Source organism: Paenibacillus agilis, assembly GCF_007786455.1.
GTDB classification, from domain to species: domain Bacteria; phylum Bacillota; class Bacilli; order Paenibacillales; family Paenibacillaceae; genus Paenibacillus_B; species Paenibacillus_B agilis.
The window spans coordinates 3,018,150-3,034,610 of the sequence record NZ_VNJK01000001.1; the positions used below are offsets into that span (position 1 = coordinate 3,018,150).

At 44.6% G+C, this 16,461-nt stretch carries 12 protein-coding genes; all 12 read right to left on the reverse strand.

Features of this window, described 5'->3' with window-relative positions:
- Positions 1-195: 195 nt before the first annotated feature.
- On the reverse strand, positions 196-2,421 hold the full coding sequence (gene pnp / locus FPZ44_RS13255) for a polyribonucleotide nucleotidyltransferase (RefSeq protein ID WP_144990899.1): 2,226 nt from the start codon (positions 2,419-2,421) through the stop codon (positions 196-198).
- 239 nt (positions 2,422-2,660) lie between these two features.
- Positions 2,661-2,930, reverse strand: coding sequence for a 30S ribosomal protein S15 (rpsO, locus tag FPZ44_RS13260; protein ID WP_028595531.1), 270 nt, complete (start codon positions 2,928-2,930; stop codon positions 2,661-2,663).
- A gap of 187 nt (positions 2,931-3,117) precedes the next feature.
- On the reverse strand, positions 3,118-4,056 hold the full coding sequence (locus FPZ44_RS13265; protein WP_144990902.1) for a bifunctional riboflavin kinase/FAD synthetase: 939 nt from the start codon (positions 4,054-4,056) through the stop codon (positions 3,118-3,120).
- Positions 4,057-4,209: 153 nt separating this feature from the next.
- Complete coding sequence (truB, locus tag FPZ44_RS13270; RefSeq protein ID WP_144990905.1) at positions 4,210-5,130, reverse strand: tRNA pseudouridine(55) synthase TruB; 921 nt, start codon at positions 5,128-5,130, stop codon at positions 4,210-4,212.
- Entirely contained in the window at positions 5,127-6,209 is a 1,083-nt protein-coding gene (locus FPZ44_RS13275) for a DHH family phosphoesterase (RefSeq protein WP_144990907.1), read from the reverse strand. The genes truB and FPZ44_RS13275 overlap by 4 nt, the downstream gene beginning before the upstream one ends.
- Positions 6,199-6,561 carry a 30S ribosome-binding factor RbfA gene (gene rbfA, locus FPZ44_RS13280; RefSeq protein WP_144990909.1) on the reverse strand — a complete coding sequence of 121 codons (363 nt, stop codon included), beginning with the start codon at positions 6,559-6,561 and terminating at the stop codon, positions 6,199-6,201. Before rbfA ends, FPZ44_RS13275 begins: the two co-directional genes overlap by 11 nt.
- Positions 6,562-6,595: 34 nt before the next feature.
- Positions 6,596-9,409: a translation initiation factor IF-2 gene (gene infB / locus FPZ44_RS13285; RefSeq protein ID WP_418789147.1), complete on the reverse strand. Its 2,814-nt coding sequence runs from the start codon at positions 9,407-9,409 to the stop codon at positions 6,596-6,598.
- Entirely contained in the window at positions 9,387-9,731 is a 345-nt protein-coding gene (locus FPZ44_RS13290; RefSeq protein ID WP_144990913.1) for a L7Ae/L30e/S12e/Gadd45 family ribosomal protein, read from the reverse strand. The genes infB and FPZ44_RS13290 overlap by 23 nt, the downstream gene beginning before the upstream one ends.
- The gene (gene rnpM, locus FPZ44_RS13295; protein ID WP_144990915.1) at positions 9,721-10,032 is read right to left on the reverse strand and encodes an RNase P modulator RnpM; all 312 of its coding nucleotides are present in this window, start codon (positions 10,030-10,032) and stop codon (positions 9,721-9,723) included. Before rnpM ends, FPZ44_RS13290 begins: the two co-directional genes overlap by 11 nt.
- 48 nt (positions 10,033-10,080) lie before the next feature.
- On the reverse strand, positions 10,081-11,271 hold the full coding sequence (nusA, locus tag FPZ44_RS13300; RefSeq protein ID WP_144990917.1) for a transcription termination factor NusA: 1,191 nt from the start codon (positions 11,269-11,271) through the stop codon (positions 10,081-10,083).
- A gap of 77 nt (positions 11,272-11,348) precedes the next feature.
- Positions 11,349-11,810 (reverse strand): ribosome maturation factor RimP, encoded by a 462-nt coding sequence (gene rimP, locus FPZ44_RS13305; protein WP_144990919.1) that lies wholly within the window; start codon positions 11,808-11,810, stop codon positions 11,349-11,351.
- A gap of 224 nt (positions 11,811-12,034) precedes the next feature.
- Positions 12,035-16,348 (reverse strand): PolC-type DNA polymerase III, encoded by a 4,314-nt coding sequence (locus FPZ44_RS13310; RefSeq protein WP_144990921.1) that lies wholly within the window; start codon positions 16,346-16,348, stop codon positions 12,035-12,037.
- Positions 16,349-16,461 lie beyond the last annotated feature (113 nt).

Below are 16,461 nucleotides of genomic sequence, written 5' to 3' on the forward strand. Positions count from 1 at the left end.
CGATGGTTGTCCAATTCCGATCCATTCCATTCTATGCGACTTTGGACCGTCTTATTCGATACACCAAACAACTATCAGTTAGGATGAACATAACGCACTATTTTTACCAATCCTCCTAAAAACTTAGTTACAAACAAAAAAAGAGCCAGATTCATCTGGCTCTTACAAAGTAACTCATTTGGCAAACAAATGATATTACGAACGATCTGAACGATTTTCGCCTTGGTTTGGACGTGGTCCACGAGGGCCTTGACCATTAGGTCTGCGACCGCCTTCCGGGCGTGGAGGACGTGCAGCTTGAGAACTGGAACTTGAAACAACAGCTGTTCCTGCTTCACTAGCTGGTTCCAACAATACTTTGTGAGACAAGTTAATACGACCTTGTTGATCGATTTCAACAACTTTGACTTCGATCTTATCGCCGATGTTCACGACATCTTCAACTTTTGCTACACGCTCTGTAGAAAGTTGGGAAATGTGAACAAGTCCTTCTTTGTTAGGAAGTACTTCAACAAAAGCACCGAACTTCTCTACACGCTTAACCGTACCTGTGTACACTTCGCCGATTTCAACTTCACGAACGATGCCCTCAATAATATCGCGAGCACGCTCGTTAGCCTCTTGGCTCGGAGACGCAATGAAAATACGGCCATCTTGTTCGATGTCAATCTTAACACCAGTTTCATCGATAATTTTGTTAACGACTTTACCACCTGCGCCGATAACATCACGAATCTTATCTGGGTTAATTTGCATCGTCAAGATTTTAGGTGCATATGGGGACAACGTTTCGCGCGGTTGTTGAATAGCTTCCAGCATTTTACCAAGGATATGCATACGTCCTTCATTCGCTTGTGCAAGCGCTTGAGACAAGATATCACGGTTAATACCGTCAATCTTAATATCCATTTGAATCGCTGTTACACCTTCAGCTGTACCTGCAACTTTGAAGTCCATATCACCAAGGTGATCTTCCATACCTTGAATATCAGACAAGATAGAGAAGTGATCTCCGTCTTTAATAAGACCCATCGCAATACCTGCAACTGGAGCTTTAATAGGTACTCCCGCATCCATCATAGCCAATGTGCTTGCGCAAATACTAGCTTGGGATGTGGAACCATTGGACTCTAAGCACTCAGAAACGAGACGGATTGTATACGGGAAATCAACTTCGTTCGGGATCACTTTGCTCAATGCACGCTCACCCAATGCACCATGTCCAATTTCACGACGTCCTGGAGCGCGAAGCGGTCTTGCTTCACCAACAGAGAACGGCGGGAAGTTATAGTGGTGCATGAAACGCTTGGACTCTTCTGTACCTACACCATCTAGAATCTGTACGTCGCCAAGAGCGCCCAGCGTACAAATGCTAAGTGCTTGGGTTTGACCACGTGTAAACAGACCTGATCCGTGTGTACGAGGAAGTAAGCCTACTTGGCTTTCAATTGGGCGAATCTCGCTCAATTGGCGACCATCAGGACGTACTTTGTCATGTGTAATAAGACGACGTACTTCTTCTTTGACGATATCGTACAATGTCTCTTTAACATCATCCATTTTTTCTGGTTGCTCTATATAGAGCTGCTCGAAGTGCTCAGCTGCTTCTTGATTAATAGCATCAATAGCATCTTGACGAGCATGCTTCTCTTGAATGCGAATAGCTTCAACTAGACGAGATTGAGCGTATGCACGAACAGCTGCACTCACTTCCTCATCAACTGCATGAAGCTTCGCTTCGATTTTTTCTTTTCCTGAAATTGCTGCAAATTCTTCAATCTTAGCAACAATGTTCTTGATTTCATCGTGACCGAATAAAATAGCCTCAAGCATTACTTCTTCAGGTACTTCATTCGCTTCAGCTTCTACCATCATAATAGCGTCTTTCGTACCTGCTACTACGAGATGAAGGTCACTCTTTACTTCTTGCTCAACCGTAGGATTGATGATGAATTGACCATCAATACGACCGACGATAACGCCTCCGATTGGGCCGTTAAACGGAACATCAGAAATCGCCAATGAAGCAGATGTACCAATCATAGCTGCGATTTCAGGCGGGCAGTCTTGATCCACGCTCATCACAAGATCGACAATCTGAACATCGTTACGGAATCCTTCCGGGAACAATGGACGAATCGGGCGATCGATAAGGCGGCTCGCCAAGATAGCTTTCTCACTTGGTCTTCCTTCACGCTTAATGAATCCGCCAGGAATTTTACCTACTGAATATAATCGTTCTTCATAGTTGACCGTTAGCGGGAAGAAATCTAGGTCTTTCGGTTCTTTGGACGCTGTGACGGTACACAATACAACTGTGTCGCCATAACGTACTGTTACCGCCGCGTTAGCTTGCTTAGCCAACTGTCCTGTCTCCAGTACAAGCGGTCTTCCGCCGAGGTCCATCTCGATGCGATGCATGGAATCCCTCCTCAATGTATAACCATACTCCAATTCTGTACGTCTACCATTATTTCCTGCTTTAGGCTGCAAAAACCGTCTCTCAATTAGTGAGTCGATAAATCCCAGCTTGTCCAGCATTCATTCAGTCAGAACTGAATATAAGTATGTAAAAACAAATTGACTATACGATAAAAAGCAACCCAGTTGCATGCCGCTCACGGCGGCGATATACAACCAGGCTGCTTGGGTTAGAGCTATTAACGACGCAAACCGAGTTTCTCGATCAATGCGCTGTAACGCTTAACATCTTTGTTTTTCAAGTAAGCCAACAACTTACGGCGTTGACCAACCATTTTCAACAAACCGCGACGGGAATGATGATCTTTCTTGTGCGTACGCAAGTGGTCTGTCAAATTAACGATGTTTTGCGTAAGGATAGCGATCTGAACTTCAGGAGAACCTGTGTCAGAAGCGTGAGTCTTGTGCTCTTCGATAAGCTGTTGCTTACGTTCTTGAGACAATGCCATCCTATTCACCTCCAATTTCATTATTATTCATATTAGATTCCAATAGCCTCGTTACCGATGGTGAGATCGAGTAACCAAGCAATGGACAAGTGTTGTCTGTAGACAACGATATTAGTATAGCATCATTACAAGAGAAAGTAAACTCAACATTATCAGGTCAATTAATCACTGTCATTACGCCATGCTACTAGCCTCGCAATATTGCTCGTGCATCCTCAGCATCTCGAGTAATCTGCTCAATCAATTCCTGTATGCCGTTAAATTTCTTCTCTGAGCGCAAATACGCAATCAGCGATACAGACAACGTTTCATCATAAATATCCGCATCAAAGTCAAACAAATGAGCTTCAATAATCGGAGCTAGTATATGACTGTGGAAAGTAGGCTTCAAGCCTATGCTAAGCACGCCATCATACGTTTCTCCGCGCACTTGAACCCGTACTGCATATACACCTAAACGCGGAATATAATAAGGCTCTGCCGGATCTACGTTAGCAGTTGGAAACCCAATCGCGCGCCCACGCTTCTCGCCGTGTATGACCGTGCCAGTAATCGTATATGGACGGCCAAGCAAATGATTAGCTTGAACCATATCGCCATCATCCAGACACGCACGAATACGTGTGCTGCTCACCTTTTGTCCTTTATCATCGAATGGTTCGACGATATCAACAGTGAAACAATCTTTTCCTATATCACGCAGCGATTCAGCTGTACCTGCACCTTGGAAGCCAAAGCGATAATCAAACCCACATACGACATGCTGAGCCTTCAGCTTACACAATGCTTCAACAAACTGTTGAGGCGAAATACGCGCGAAGTCAAGGTCGAAATTAACGACATACATAAAATCGACCCCAAGCTTCGCTAACTGACGCTCTTTCTCTGCAAGTGGAGTTAAGTATCGTTCATAGCCTTGTCTTCCAAAAACATATTTGGGGTGAGGATGAAACGTCATAACACCAAGCGGGATGTTATGCTCACGACTGTATGCAAGGCCACGCTCTATTACATGAATATGCCCGGTATGAAGTCCATCGAAGTGCCCTAGCACAACAACCTGTGGCTGTGAATGCAACTGCCAAGCCGAATCATTCAATATATGTTGTAAAGCTATCGTTTCCATATGTCATCGAGCTCCCACATCCAGTTCTAGGGGTTGTTCCTCTATTCACAAGTTCAGCGTCATCAGGACGCACACGAGCAATTAAGGGCTATGTGTTAAACATCAGCCAACCGTACTCATTATACATCTGATGACCAGCAGACTACAACCCTATTAGGATGGAAGAAATGCTTTTACTGCACGTAATGCAAACTGACCTTCTGGAACTTGAAATAATCCGTAGAACGTTCCTTCCTCATCATACAGACAATACAGCTGTTGTGTTACAGGCTTAAACGAACATGCGCGGAAAGGAATCCCCTTGCCTTGCGTAGCATAAGATGCATATTCATTTTGTATCTGGATCGAAGGAATAAAAGAGACTGCCTTTTCGATAGAGATAAGATGTTCCTCTAATGAACCGTCGCTCACAGCTTGTTGAATTTGCTCGATCGTCAAGCTGTCTTTCTCTTCAAATCCTGCAGACAATGTACGTACAAGCTTGCCCATCGTAGACGGAACTTGCAGCGAACGCCCAATGTCTACACACAACGTACGGATATACGTTCCTTTTGAACAAGTTACACGGAATCGAACAGTAGGTTCATCTGTTCCAATCCCTAGATATTCAATGATAGAAATATCATGAATCGTAGCTTTTCTCGACTTACGCTCAACGACCTTTCCTTCTCTAGCGAGCTCATACAATCGCTTTCCATTTACCTTAACGGCAGAATACATAGGAGGCGTTTGCTCAATCTCACCTACAAAAGAAAGAATCGATTCACGAATTTGAGATTCCGTCAGATGAGAACAATCAGCAGTATCAGTTATCTCACCTGTGCTGTCTTCAGTATCCGTTGCTTTACCAAAACAAATAATGGCTTCATATTGCTTCGGCTGTTCTTGCAAATATTCTACAATACGTGTTGCCCTGCCTAAACAAAGAGGAAGAACTCCAGTTACTTGAGGGTCAAGCGTTCCTGTATGTCCAATACGCTTTTCTTTTAAAATCCCTCGCACTTTTGCAACAACATCGTGCGAAGTCCACCCTTCTGGCTTCCACACTGATAACACGCCATTCCATTGTGTCATAACGTTTGTTTCACCTGCTCTACTACTGCTTGAATTGCTTCTTCCAATGGCAAATGCACGGTACAGCCTGCGGCCTTAACATGTCCACCGCCATCGAATATTTGGGCAATTGCAGCTACATTTATATCACCTGCTGAACGCATACTTACTTTGACCCTACCAGGTATGACTTCTTTAAACAATAAGCCAACCTCTACTCCTTCGATGTTTCTTGGATAGTTAACCAATCCTTCGAGATCCTCGTTAGAAGCACCTGTTTGCTGCATATCTTCAGGGGTAATGTATAGCCAAGCAATTCGCTCATCGGATGCATAGCTTAATCTGCTTAAACCACGTTGAATCAAATTCATCTGTGGCTTCGAAATTGCTTCCAGCAAGCGTTCAGCAATAACGTTGCCTTTGACACCGTAAGCAAGCAGTTTGGATGCGATTTCCATCACATGCGGTGTCGTGTTGCTATAACGGAAACCTCCTGTATCAGTCAAAAGCCCCGTATACAAAATAGTCGCGATTTCATTTGATAATGGAATTACGCCGCGATCAAACAAATCAAACAAAATCTCTGCTGTAGCTGCAGCGTCCTCCCGAATAAGAGCCACGTCACCATAACGGTCATTGGTAGGATGATGATCGATGTTCAAAATATGAGCATTGGGTGCTACCCAGTCCGATATGCTCCCTATTCTTGCATAATCAGCACAATCTACACAAATGACAGCCTGAAATGGTTCTCTTTCCTTCAAATGACCTTGCTCTGCTACTAGTATCTCATCTGCCTTTGACAAAAACATGAGCTTACTTGGTACTTCATTCGCATTGACCATCGTGAATGACTTATTCCATTGCGATAACAACCAACCAATCGCTACCGTCGAGCTTATTGCATCACCGTCTGGGTTTACATGTGCTACGACTAGAAACTGATCATGTTTCTGGATAAACGTTAGCGCACGATCAAGATCGTGCGCATAAGAAGACGGCAGAGCCCCGTCTAGCTGCGAATGACTATTCGCAGCAGACAAAACTTTGCCGTTATTTTGTAATTGTTCCTGAGTGAAATTAGCTTCCTTATTGCTCATGACGAGTATCCCCATCTTTAATCTCTGTTAAGAGACGTTCGATTTTGCTACCGTATGCAATCGATGTATCAAGCTTGAATACCAGCTCAGGCGTATGGCGGAATCGAATTCGCTTGCCTAGTTCGGAACGAAGGAAACCATTAGCCTTCTCCAATGCTTTTAATGAGTTGTCACGTGCTTCATCATCACCAAGTACACTCAAATATACTTTAGCCAACGATAGGTCACTCGTAACTTCAACACCTGTCACTGTTAGAAATCCAATACGCGGATCTTTCAGTTCCGTTTGGATGAGCATGCTCAACTCTTTCTTGATCTGCTCTCCCGCACGACCAGTACGAACTTTTGCCATTTTACTTCACCTCTTTTTCTCTGTGAGGGCTTTGTTATTTACGCTCAACGGCTTCCATTTGGAAGGCTTCGATAACGTCGCCTTCTTTGAGGTCATTGAACTTGTCGAACATAATACCACATTCGTAACCTTGTGCAACTTCTTTCGCGTCGTCTTTGAAACGTTTCAAAGAGTCCAACTTACCTTCGAAGACAACAATGCCCTCACGAATGACGCGCACTTCTGCGTTACGAACCATTTTACCGGAAGTTACCATACAACCAGCGATCGTACCAACTTTACCAATCTTGAACATGTTACGAACTTCAGCATGACCAAGTACAACTTCTTTGTACTCAGGATCCAACATACCTTTCATCGCTTGTTCAATTTCTTCAACGATCGTATAGATAACGCGGTGCATACGCACGTCTACTTTTTCTTGATCAGCAGTCAATTGAGCTTGAGCATCAGGACGGACGTTAAATCCGATGACAATTGCATTAGATGCTGTCGCCAAGATAACGTCAGATTCTGTAATTGCACCTGCGCCGGAGTGAATGATTTTAACGCGTACGCCTTCAACTTCAATCTTCTGCAAGGAACCACGAAGCGCCTCAACAGAACCTTGAACGTCAGCCTTGATAATCACGTTAAGCTCTTTCATTTCACCGTCTTTGATATGCTTGAACAAGTCATCCAACGTTACACGCGTGTTCGCACCCAATTGGCTCTCACGAAGTGTAGTGGAACGCTTCTCTGCAATAGAACGAGCTTTACGCTCATCTTCGAACCCGATGAATACATCGCCAGCTTGTGGAACCTCCGTCAAACCTGTAATTTCTACAGGTGTAGAAGGTCCTGCTTCCTTGAGTCGACGACCACGGTCATTAACCATTGCACGAACACGTCCGAAGCATGTACCTGCGACGAATGCATCACCGACTTTAAGCGTACCGCTTTGTACAAGAATACGTGCTACAGAACCGCGACCTTTGTCAAGCTCTGCCTCAATAACTGTACCGCGAGCCAATTTGTCTGGGTTAGCTTTGAAGTCGTTTACTTCAGATACAAGAAGGATCATCTCAAGCAAATCTTCTAGGCCAGTACGTTGTTTAGCAGATACATTAACGAAGATAGTATCTCCACCGAACTCTTCCGCTACAAGTTCATATGCCATCAATTCTGTTTTTACGCGATCTACGTCAGCAGCCGGTTTATCGATTTTGTTAACCGCTACGATAATTGGCACGCCAGCAGCCTTCGCGTGGCTGATTGCTTCTACTGTCTGAGGCATTACACCGTCATCAGCAGCAACAACGATAATTGTAATATCCGTAACTTGCGCACCACGTGCACGCATAAGCGTAAACGCTTCGTGACCTGGTGTATCAAGGAACGTAATTTTCTTGTTGTTAATCTCTACTTGATAAGCACCGATATGCTGCGTAATACCGCCAGCCTCGCCGCCTGTCACGTTTGTTTTGCGGATCGCATCAAGAAGCGTTGTTTTACCATGGTCAACGTGACCCATAATCGTTACAACCGGTGGACGAGATTGAAGCTTAGCTTCTTCGTCTGCTTCTTCTTGCTCTTCGAACGGATCTTCCTGTACAGGAAGTTTCAATTCAACTTCTACTTTAAACTCTTCAGCGATAAGCTGAATTGTATCCAAATCAACCTCTTGGTTAATCGTCGCCATAACGCCCATGAGCAATAGCTTTTTAATAACTTCAGAAGCATCTTTGTGAAGAAGTTTAGCTAGATCACCAACCGTCATTGTGCCGCGCACGATGATTTTCTTAGGTGTGTTATCGATCTTCTCGCGCACTTCCATTTTTCTATCATTACGGCCTTTGCCTCTGCCTTTGCCTCTAGGACCACGATTGCGATTATCATCGAAGCGATTAAATCCTTGAGTCTTCTTGCCAGCACCGCCGTTGCGACGATCGTTATCTTGATCACCGAAGCGATTGCCTTTAGGATTTTGATTCATGCGAGCTGGTTGTGGCTTATCCACAGTTGTACGAGCTGGTGCTGGTGCTGCTGGACCACGGCTACCGCCTGGTGCTCCACCTGGACGACGATCTTGTTGACCACCGCGGAATCCACCTTGACCACCTTGACCTCCGCCTTGCGGACGGCCTTGACCACCGTTGTATCCACCTTGACCTTGTGGGCGTCCCTGACCTTGACCTTGCGGACGGCCTTGACCACTGTTGTATCCACCTTGACCTTGTGGACGTCCCTGACCTTGACCTTGCGGACGACCTTGACCACTGTTGTATCCACCTTGACCTTGTGGGCGTCCCTGACCTTGACCTTGCGGACGACCTTGACCACTGTTGTATCCACCTTGGCCTTGTGGACGTCCCTGACCTTGACCTTGCGGACGACCTTGACCACTGTTGTATCCACCTTGGCCTTGTGGACGTCCCTGACCTTGTGGACGGTCACCGCGAGGACGATCGCCACCTTCACGATTGAATGGGCGTCCTCCTTGTTGACCATCACGCGTTGGACGGCCTTCATTAGAACGGGATCCTTCACTGCGCTGTCCGCCAGTGCGTTCACGCTGTTGCTCTCCGCCACGCGGTGCCTCAGAAGCAGCTCCAGCAGATTGGCTTACTTGTGCTTCCGCTTGCGGCTTAGCCGGTGTTCCTTCGTTCTTAGCTTGTGCATTTGCCTTTACGTCTTTGAAATGTTGCTCTACTTTACCCACAGCATCAGTCTCCATTACACTCATATGATTGTTTACAGGATAATTAAGTCGTTTAAGAATCGTAATAATTTCTTTACTACTCATGTTGATTGATTTTGCATATTCGTAAACTCTTAACTTTTCCTTATTGTCCTTCCCTTGTTTCACCAATATACTCCACCTCCGACATAGTTATCAGCCCGTTATGCATCAAGCTCGCGAAGCCCTTGTCGGTTACCCCCAATATCACTCGGTCTAGTTTACCTATACTTTCTCCAAGCTCATCTCGGGTAAATCCAATAACAAGTGGAACATTGTAGGTACTGCATTTATCTTTGAACTTTTTCTTTGTGTTCTCAGATGCATCACCTGCAACGATTACTAATCGAGCCTGACTATTTCGTATTGCTTTAAACACAATGTCGTCTCCGGATACCAGCTTGCCAGCACGTTGCGCCAAGCCAAGTTGAGACAGGACTTTATTCTTCATCTTCATCTCGCTCCTTGTTCGCGAGAAAATCATCTTCGACGCGGATGAAATCCTGCGCCAACTGTTGATATATATCAGCGTGCACCGCTTGCTTAAGCGCACGGTCAAGAGCTTTTGACTTATGTGCCAGCTTAAAGCAAGCCAGCTTTCCACATAAGTAAGCACCCCGACCCGACTTCTTGCCTGTCAAGTCGATTTGAACCTCATCTTGGGGAGTCTTGACAACGCGGATAAGCTCCTTTTTGGGCATCATTTGCTGACAAGCAACGCATTTGCGCAGCGGTACTTTTCTCGGTTTCATGACTGAACCCCCTTGCCCTTCAGCAAAATGAGAACTTGTTTGCACAAATTACTCTTGTGTCTGCTGAGTCTCAGTAATCTGCTCATCGCTTTCAATGAGAGCTTCTTCTTGTTCAAGCGATTCCGTTGGATCGAAGCCTTGTTCAGCAACCAAACGCTCTTGCTCAATCGCTAGATCTTCAGCATCCAATTCAGCAGCAATGACTTCACCAATTTGGGACTCGCTCTTAATGTCAATCTTCCAGCCTGTTAGCTTAGCTGCAAGGCGGGCGTTTTGACCCTTGATGCCGATTGCAAGTGACAATTGGTAATCAGGAACGATTACACGTGCCATCTTCTCAACTTCACGAACATCGACTTCTACTACCTTAGAAGGACTAAGTGAGTTTGCTACGTACTCCTCTACATCCTCAGACCAACGTACGATGTCGATTTTTTCACCGCGAAGCTCGTTAACGATCGTTTGTACGCGTGTACCTTTAGGACCAACACAGGAACCTACTGGATCTACTTCTGGATTACGCGAATAAACCGCAATCTTAGAACGCTGACCCGCTTCGCGCGCAACAGACTTGATCTCTACCACACCTTCGAAGATCTCAGGCACTTCCAACTCAAACAAGCGTTTGAGCAAACCTGGATGGGTACGGGACAAAATAATTTGTGGTCCCTTTGTTGTGTTCTCTACTTTCGTAATGTATGCTTTAACACGATCTCCGTGTTTGAACTTCTCGTTCGGCATCATTTCGTTTAAAGGAAGAACCGCTTCCACCTTGCCTAGATCAATAAATACGTTGCGCGTATCTTGACGCTGTACGATACCTGTAACGATATCTTCAGCGCGATCAACGAACGCATGATAAATGAGTCCGCGCTCTGCTTCACGAATACGCTGTGTAACAACTTGCTTAGCCGTCTGTGCTGCAATACGACCGAACTCGCGTGGGGTCACTTCAATTTCACAGACGTCATCAATCTGGTAGTTCGGATTCACTTCACGGGATGCATGCAGCGAAATTTCGTGTCGAGGGTCCATAACCTCATCTACGACCGTCTTACGGGCATATACTTTGATTACACCCGTTGTACGATTAATATCCACACGAACATTTTGTGCTGCGTTAAAATTACGCTTGTAGCTGGAAATCAAAGCAGCTTCAATCGCGTCTATCAATATTTCTTTGGCAATTCCTTTTTCGTGCTCAATCTCTGCCAACGCTTCAATAAAATCAATACTCATGCGGTAAGCTCCCCCTTTCAGCCGCGAAAACGGCTTCATCATGTACTCATGTACGTAAAGAAAATTACATACTAATGTTAGAACATAATAGCCAAACGAGCATTGGCTACTTTGGAAGTAGGCAATTCATATTCTTTCTTGCCAATTCGTACGACGACTGTTTCTCCATCGTAGGATACAAGTGTACCTTCAAACTCTTTAAGACCTTGAATAGGCTCATATGTAGTCACGAAGACATACTTGCCAATCGATTTCTCGTAGTCCTTCGGCTTCTTCAACGGGCGTTCTGCGCCAGGAGAAGATACTTCTAGGAAATATGCATCTGTAATTGGGTCATTCTCATCCAATTGCAGACTCAAATATTCGCTAACGCGACCACAGTCCTCAATGTCGATCCCGCCATCCTTGTCCACAAATACGCGCAGGAACCAACTGCTTCCTTCTTTGACATATTCAATGTCAACTAACTCGAACTGATGTTCATCCAAATAAGGTTGCAACATGTTTTCAACTACCGATTTGATGTTCGGTGTGCTCAAGCTTTGTACCTCCCGATACACTAGGTATGTCTCTTTTAAATATATGGTTAATTCCGTTGTATCTACATCGCAATTGCCTGTTCAATTCTTAACAGAAATTGGTGTTATACAAAAAAAGTCCGGATGTAAATATGAAAGAGTGGGTTTCCCCACTCTTCTCAACGGCTGTATCCACATGATTACCAAAAGAATTATAGCATAAACAATTACGAAAAAGCAATGTGTCAGAACAGCGACAGCTGGTTCGTCTCAGGTAATCCGCGGAAGCAGCCCATCTGTGTTAACAGCTCAATAATCGTCTTCGAAGCTTTGGAACGCTGTTGGAAATCTTCGATCGACAAGAATTCATCACCTTCACGCGATGCTGCAATGTTGCGAGCTGCGTTTTCTCCTATACCCTGCATCGCGGAGAACGGTGGAATTAGCGAATCTTCGTCCACTAAAAACTTCGTTGCATCTGAACGATAAAGATCAAGAGACTTAAAGCTCAAGCCACGAGCTGTCATCTCTAACGCCATTTCCAAAACAGGAAGCATGTTTTTCTCTTTCGGAAGTGCTTGGAAGCCTTTCGCTTCGATTTCATCAATTTTACGGTTGATGGCCTCATAGCCTTGGCAGAGTAGCTCAATATCAAAGTCTTCCGCACGAACCGTGAAATACGTGGCGTAGAATTCAATTGGATGATACAGCTTGTAGTAAGCACAGCGCACTGCTGAGATAACATAAGCAGCAGCATGGGCTTTCGGGAACATGTACTGGATTTTCAAACAAGAATCGATATACCATTGCGGTACATTGCAGCGCTTCATCTCATTAATCCAATCTTCTGATAGTCCCTTACCTTTACGTACATTTTCCGTAATCTTAAAGGCTAGACCTGCATCCATCCCCGCTTTGTAGATAAGGAAGAGCATAATCTCGTCACGACAACCGATAACGGTCTTAATCGTACAAATGCCACTTTTAATAAGTTCTTGCGCATTTCCAAGCCATACCCCTGTACCATGAGACAAACCTGATATTTGCAGCAAATCGGCAAAAGAACTCGGCTGACATTCTACAAGCATTTGGCGAACGAATCGTGTTCCCATTTCTGGTATACCATACGTAGCAACTGGTGTACGAATTTGATCAGGCTCAACACCAAGCGCCTTCGTAGAGTTGAACAGGCTCATTACTTTGGAATCATTCATTGGTATCGTCGTTGGATCTACTCCAGTTAAGTCCTGAAGCATACGCATCATCGTCGGGTCATCGTGACCCAGAATATCGAGCTTCAGCAAGTTGGCATCAAAGGCGTGATAATCGAAATGCGTAGTCTTCCATTCCGCATTTATATCATCCGCTGGAAATTGAACAGGCGTAATATCTTCAACTTCCATATAGTCTGGAACGACAACGATACCACCTGGATGCTGTCCTGTACTGCGTTTTACACCTGTACAACCTGATGCAAGCCGAGCCAGCTCTGCACCGCGCCATTTTTTATGGTAATCTTCTTCATATTTTTTCGTGAAACCAAACGCTGTCTTCTCTGCTACCGTACCGATCGTCCCTGCACGGAATACACTTTTCTCTCCAAATAGCTCCTTCGTGTAATTGTGCGCAATCGGTTGGTATTCTCCAGAGAAGTTCAAATCGATATCGGGAACTTTGTCCCCCTTAAATCCAAGGAACGTTTCAAACGGTATATCCTGTCCCTCGCCTTTCATACGGCTACTACAATTCGGACATTCCTTATCAGGCAAGTCGAAACCACTAGGTACACTACCATCGGTAATCCATTCACTGTGCTTGCACTCCGTGTTCGGACACACATAATGTGGTGGTAATGGGTTAACTTCAGATATGCCAAGGAACGTCGCAACGACTGATGAACCTACGGAACCACGAGAACCAACCAAATAGCCATCCTCATTTGATTTTTTTACGAGTCGTTCTGAAATCAAATAGTTCGCGGAGAAACCGTATTTAATAATCGGTTCAAGTTCCTTTTCTAGACGAGCCACGACGATTTCAGGTATAGGCTCGCCATAAATGTGTTTCGCCGTGTCGTAACAAGTATTACGCATCTCTTCATCTGCACCGTCAATAATAGGCGTAAACAGCTCATCTGGGAACAGTTTCAATGCTTCAAATCGCTCTGCCAATTCATTCGGATTCGTTATAACAACTCGCTTTGCCACATCAGCACCGAGGAACTCAAATTCCTTCAGCATTTCTGTCGTTGTACGGAAGTGTGCATCCGGTTTCTTTTGGTCTTTGAGCGGACTAAAGCCAGTAATACCATGGATCGTAATATCACGGAACATTTTATCCCGTGGATTCAAATAATGAACGTTACCAGTTGCTATAACTGGCTTACCAAACTTATCTCCAATATCACATACTTTGCGTATCGCCTGCTCGATATCAGACGGCGCACCTACAAGTCCCTTATCAACGAGATGCATGTACATCGTGAGCGGTTGAATTTCCAACACATCATAAAATTGTGCGATTTCTTCAGCTTCTTCTCGTGACTTGTTCAATACAGCTTCAAAAAATTCGCCTTTCTCGCAGCCAGAAATGATAAGCAGCCCTTCACGATGTTCAATCAGCTTACGCTTTGGAATACATGCTACACGATGGAAGTACTCCGTATGTGATGACGACACAAGCTTGTACAAATTCTTTCTGCCCACATTATTCAATGCATAAATGCTGCAGTGGAATGGACGTGTATTTTTTAAATTTTGACCAACATAATCATTAAGACGATCCAACATCTCAATTCCGCGAATCGAATGCGCATCATGCAGTAATCCGACTAAGACACCTGACAATGCAATCGTATCGTCTATTGCACGGTGATGATTTTCAAGCGAAACTTTATATTTATCTGCCAACGTATTTAGACGGTGATTTTTGATTGTTGGATGAATCAATCTCGCTAGCTCAAGCGTGTCCAATACAGGGTTAGACAGCTCCGGCAATCCCAGCTGTTTCAGATTATGCTGTACGAAGCCCATATCAAATCGAGCATTATGAGCAACAAGGATGTCATCTTCCACAAACGCAACGAACTGCTTCAACACTTCATCCACTTCAGGTGCATCTTGCACCATATCGTCCGTAATATTCGTCAATTGCTGGATGTTGTACGGAATACGTTCATGCGGATTAACGAAAGAAGCGTAACGATCAATCTCTTTACCATCCTGCATTTTGACTGCCGCAATCTCGATAATTTTGTTGTTCGTTACGGACAGACCCGTTGTCTCGATATCAAATACAACATAAGTTGCCTCTTTCAAGTTGCGAGGCTTTGCATTCATAACGACTTCCGTATTATCATTAACCACATTTGCTTCCAGACCGTAAATCACTTTGACGCCATGCTTTTTCGCAGCCTTAGCAGCTTCTGGATAACATTGAACATTGCCATGATCCGTAACAGCTATCGCCTTATGTCCCCACTTAGCTGCTTGCTTTACATAGCTATCAATAGAAGTAACAGCATCCATCGTGCTCATCGTCGTGTGCAAATGGAACTCCACTCGCTTCTCTTCCGCTGTATCTTGACGCTCTGGCGGAGCAGTTACTTCTTGCAAATCAGACGCCAGCATAACAAGCTCCGGTGTCATCATAAAACGGTCATACTCGACTCGACCACGAACCTTAACCCATTTTCCATTCGATAACAGACTAAGCTTGAGTACATCTTCTTTTGACTTAGCAAACATCTTGATCAGCATGGAATCAGAAAAGTCAGTTACATTGTAGGTAAATAACGTATTACCATTTCGCAGTTCCTTCGTTTCCAGACCGAACACCATACCTTGAAGGGTGACACGCTTCTCTTCATCCTGCACGTCCATAATCGGCATAGGCTGATCTTTAACTTCATAGCCGAATTGTAGGCGATCCGGAACGACTCCCGGCTCAGCTGCTTGATCGACAGAATCCAATGCAGCTTCTTCCATCATGCGCTGAACAGCTTTACGTTCTTCTTCAACCAGTTTGGCCTGAAATTCCTGGACCACTTCTTTATCTTGCTGTCCAATTTGAAGCTGTACACGCAATTGGCGAGAAAAATACGTGTCGTAGAAGCGCTTGACGTATTCATCAATTTGCTTCTTCTTAGCCAGCTCCAATGAAGTTTCTTCAGCTAGTAATATTCGAACAAGATCAGATTCAACTTCGATCTGCGCCCGATGCAGCCAACCATTTACGGAAGCAACCTCACGCTTCACCCATTCCATGAATAGCTGCCAATAGGCTTCAACAACCTCCTGATAAGAAACCACTTCTTCATAATGAAAAATGATTTTAATCTTTGCGATATGAGACATTTTATCTTGGATTTTCAAACAAAATGTTCGGTACGCTTCTGGTGGTACGATCGTTGACTTTTCGATGTGGATCGTCCATTCCCGATTCGAACGGCTTGTTTCTACACGATCTATATGTCCATCTTGAAAAAAGGTTTGCATAAGTTCGGGGGGCAGTTCGGCTTGCTTCATTAGCAGCTCAAAACGTTGTCTACGATCCGTCATGAAGTCCACCTCCTGTCTAATCTATAGAACAGAAATGGCTTTCGCTAGGAGTCATCATTCGGATTGCCGAGGGATGCTCCCGCATCGAAAGCCATTTCATCATTATTAACTAT

Excerpts from the sequence above, each read along its gene's own strand:
- pnp (WP_144990899.1), bottom strand. The coding sequence starts at position 2,421 with ATGCATCGCATCGAGATGGACCTCGGCGGAAGACCGCTTGTACTGGAG.
- rpsO (WP_028595531.1), bottom strand. The coding sequence starts at position 2,930 with ATGGCATTGTCTCAAGAACGTAAGCAACAGCTTATCGAAGAGCACAAG.
- FPZ44_RS13265 (WP_144990902.1), bottom strand. The coding sequence starts at position 4,056 with ATGGAAACGATAGCTTTACAACATATATTGAATGATTCGGCTTGGCAG.
- truB (WP_144990905.1), bottom strand. The coding sequence starts at position 5,130 with ATGACACAATGGAATGGCGTGTTATCAGTGTGGAAGCCAGAAGGGTGG.
- FPZ44_RS13275 (WP_144990907.1), bottom strand. The coding sequence starts at position 6,209 with ATGAGCAATAAGGAAGCTAATTTCACTCAGGAACAATTACAAAATAAC.
- rbfA (WP_144990909.1), bottom strand. The coding sequence starts at position 6,561 with ATGGCAAAAGTTCGTACTGGTCGTGCGGGAGAGCAGATCAAGAAAGAG.
- FPZ44_RS13290 (WP_144990913.1), bottom strand. The coding sequence starts at position 9,731 with ATGAAGAATAAAGTCCTGTCTCAACTTGGCTTGGCGCAACGTGCTGGC.
- rnpM (WP_144990915.1), bottom strand. The coding sequence starts at position 10,032 with ATGAAACCGAGAAAAGTACCGCTGCGCAAATGCGTTGCTTGTCAGCAA.
- nusA (WP_144990917.1), bottom strand. The coding sequence starts at position 11,271 with ATGAGTATTGATTTTATTGAAGCGTTGGCAGAGATTGAGCACGAAAAA.
- FPZ44_RS13310 (WP_144990921.1), bottom strand. The coding sequence starts at position 16,348 with ATGACGGATCGTAGACAACGTTTTGAGCTGCTAATGAAGCAAGCCGAA.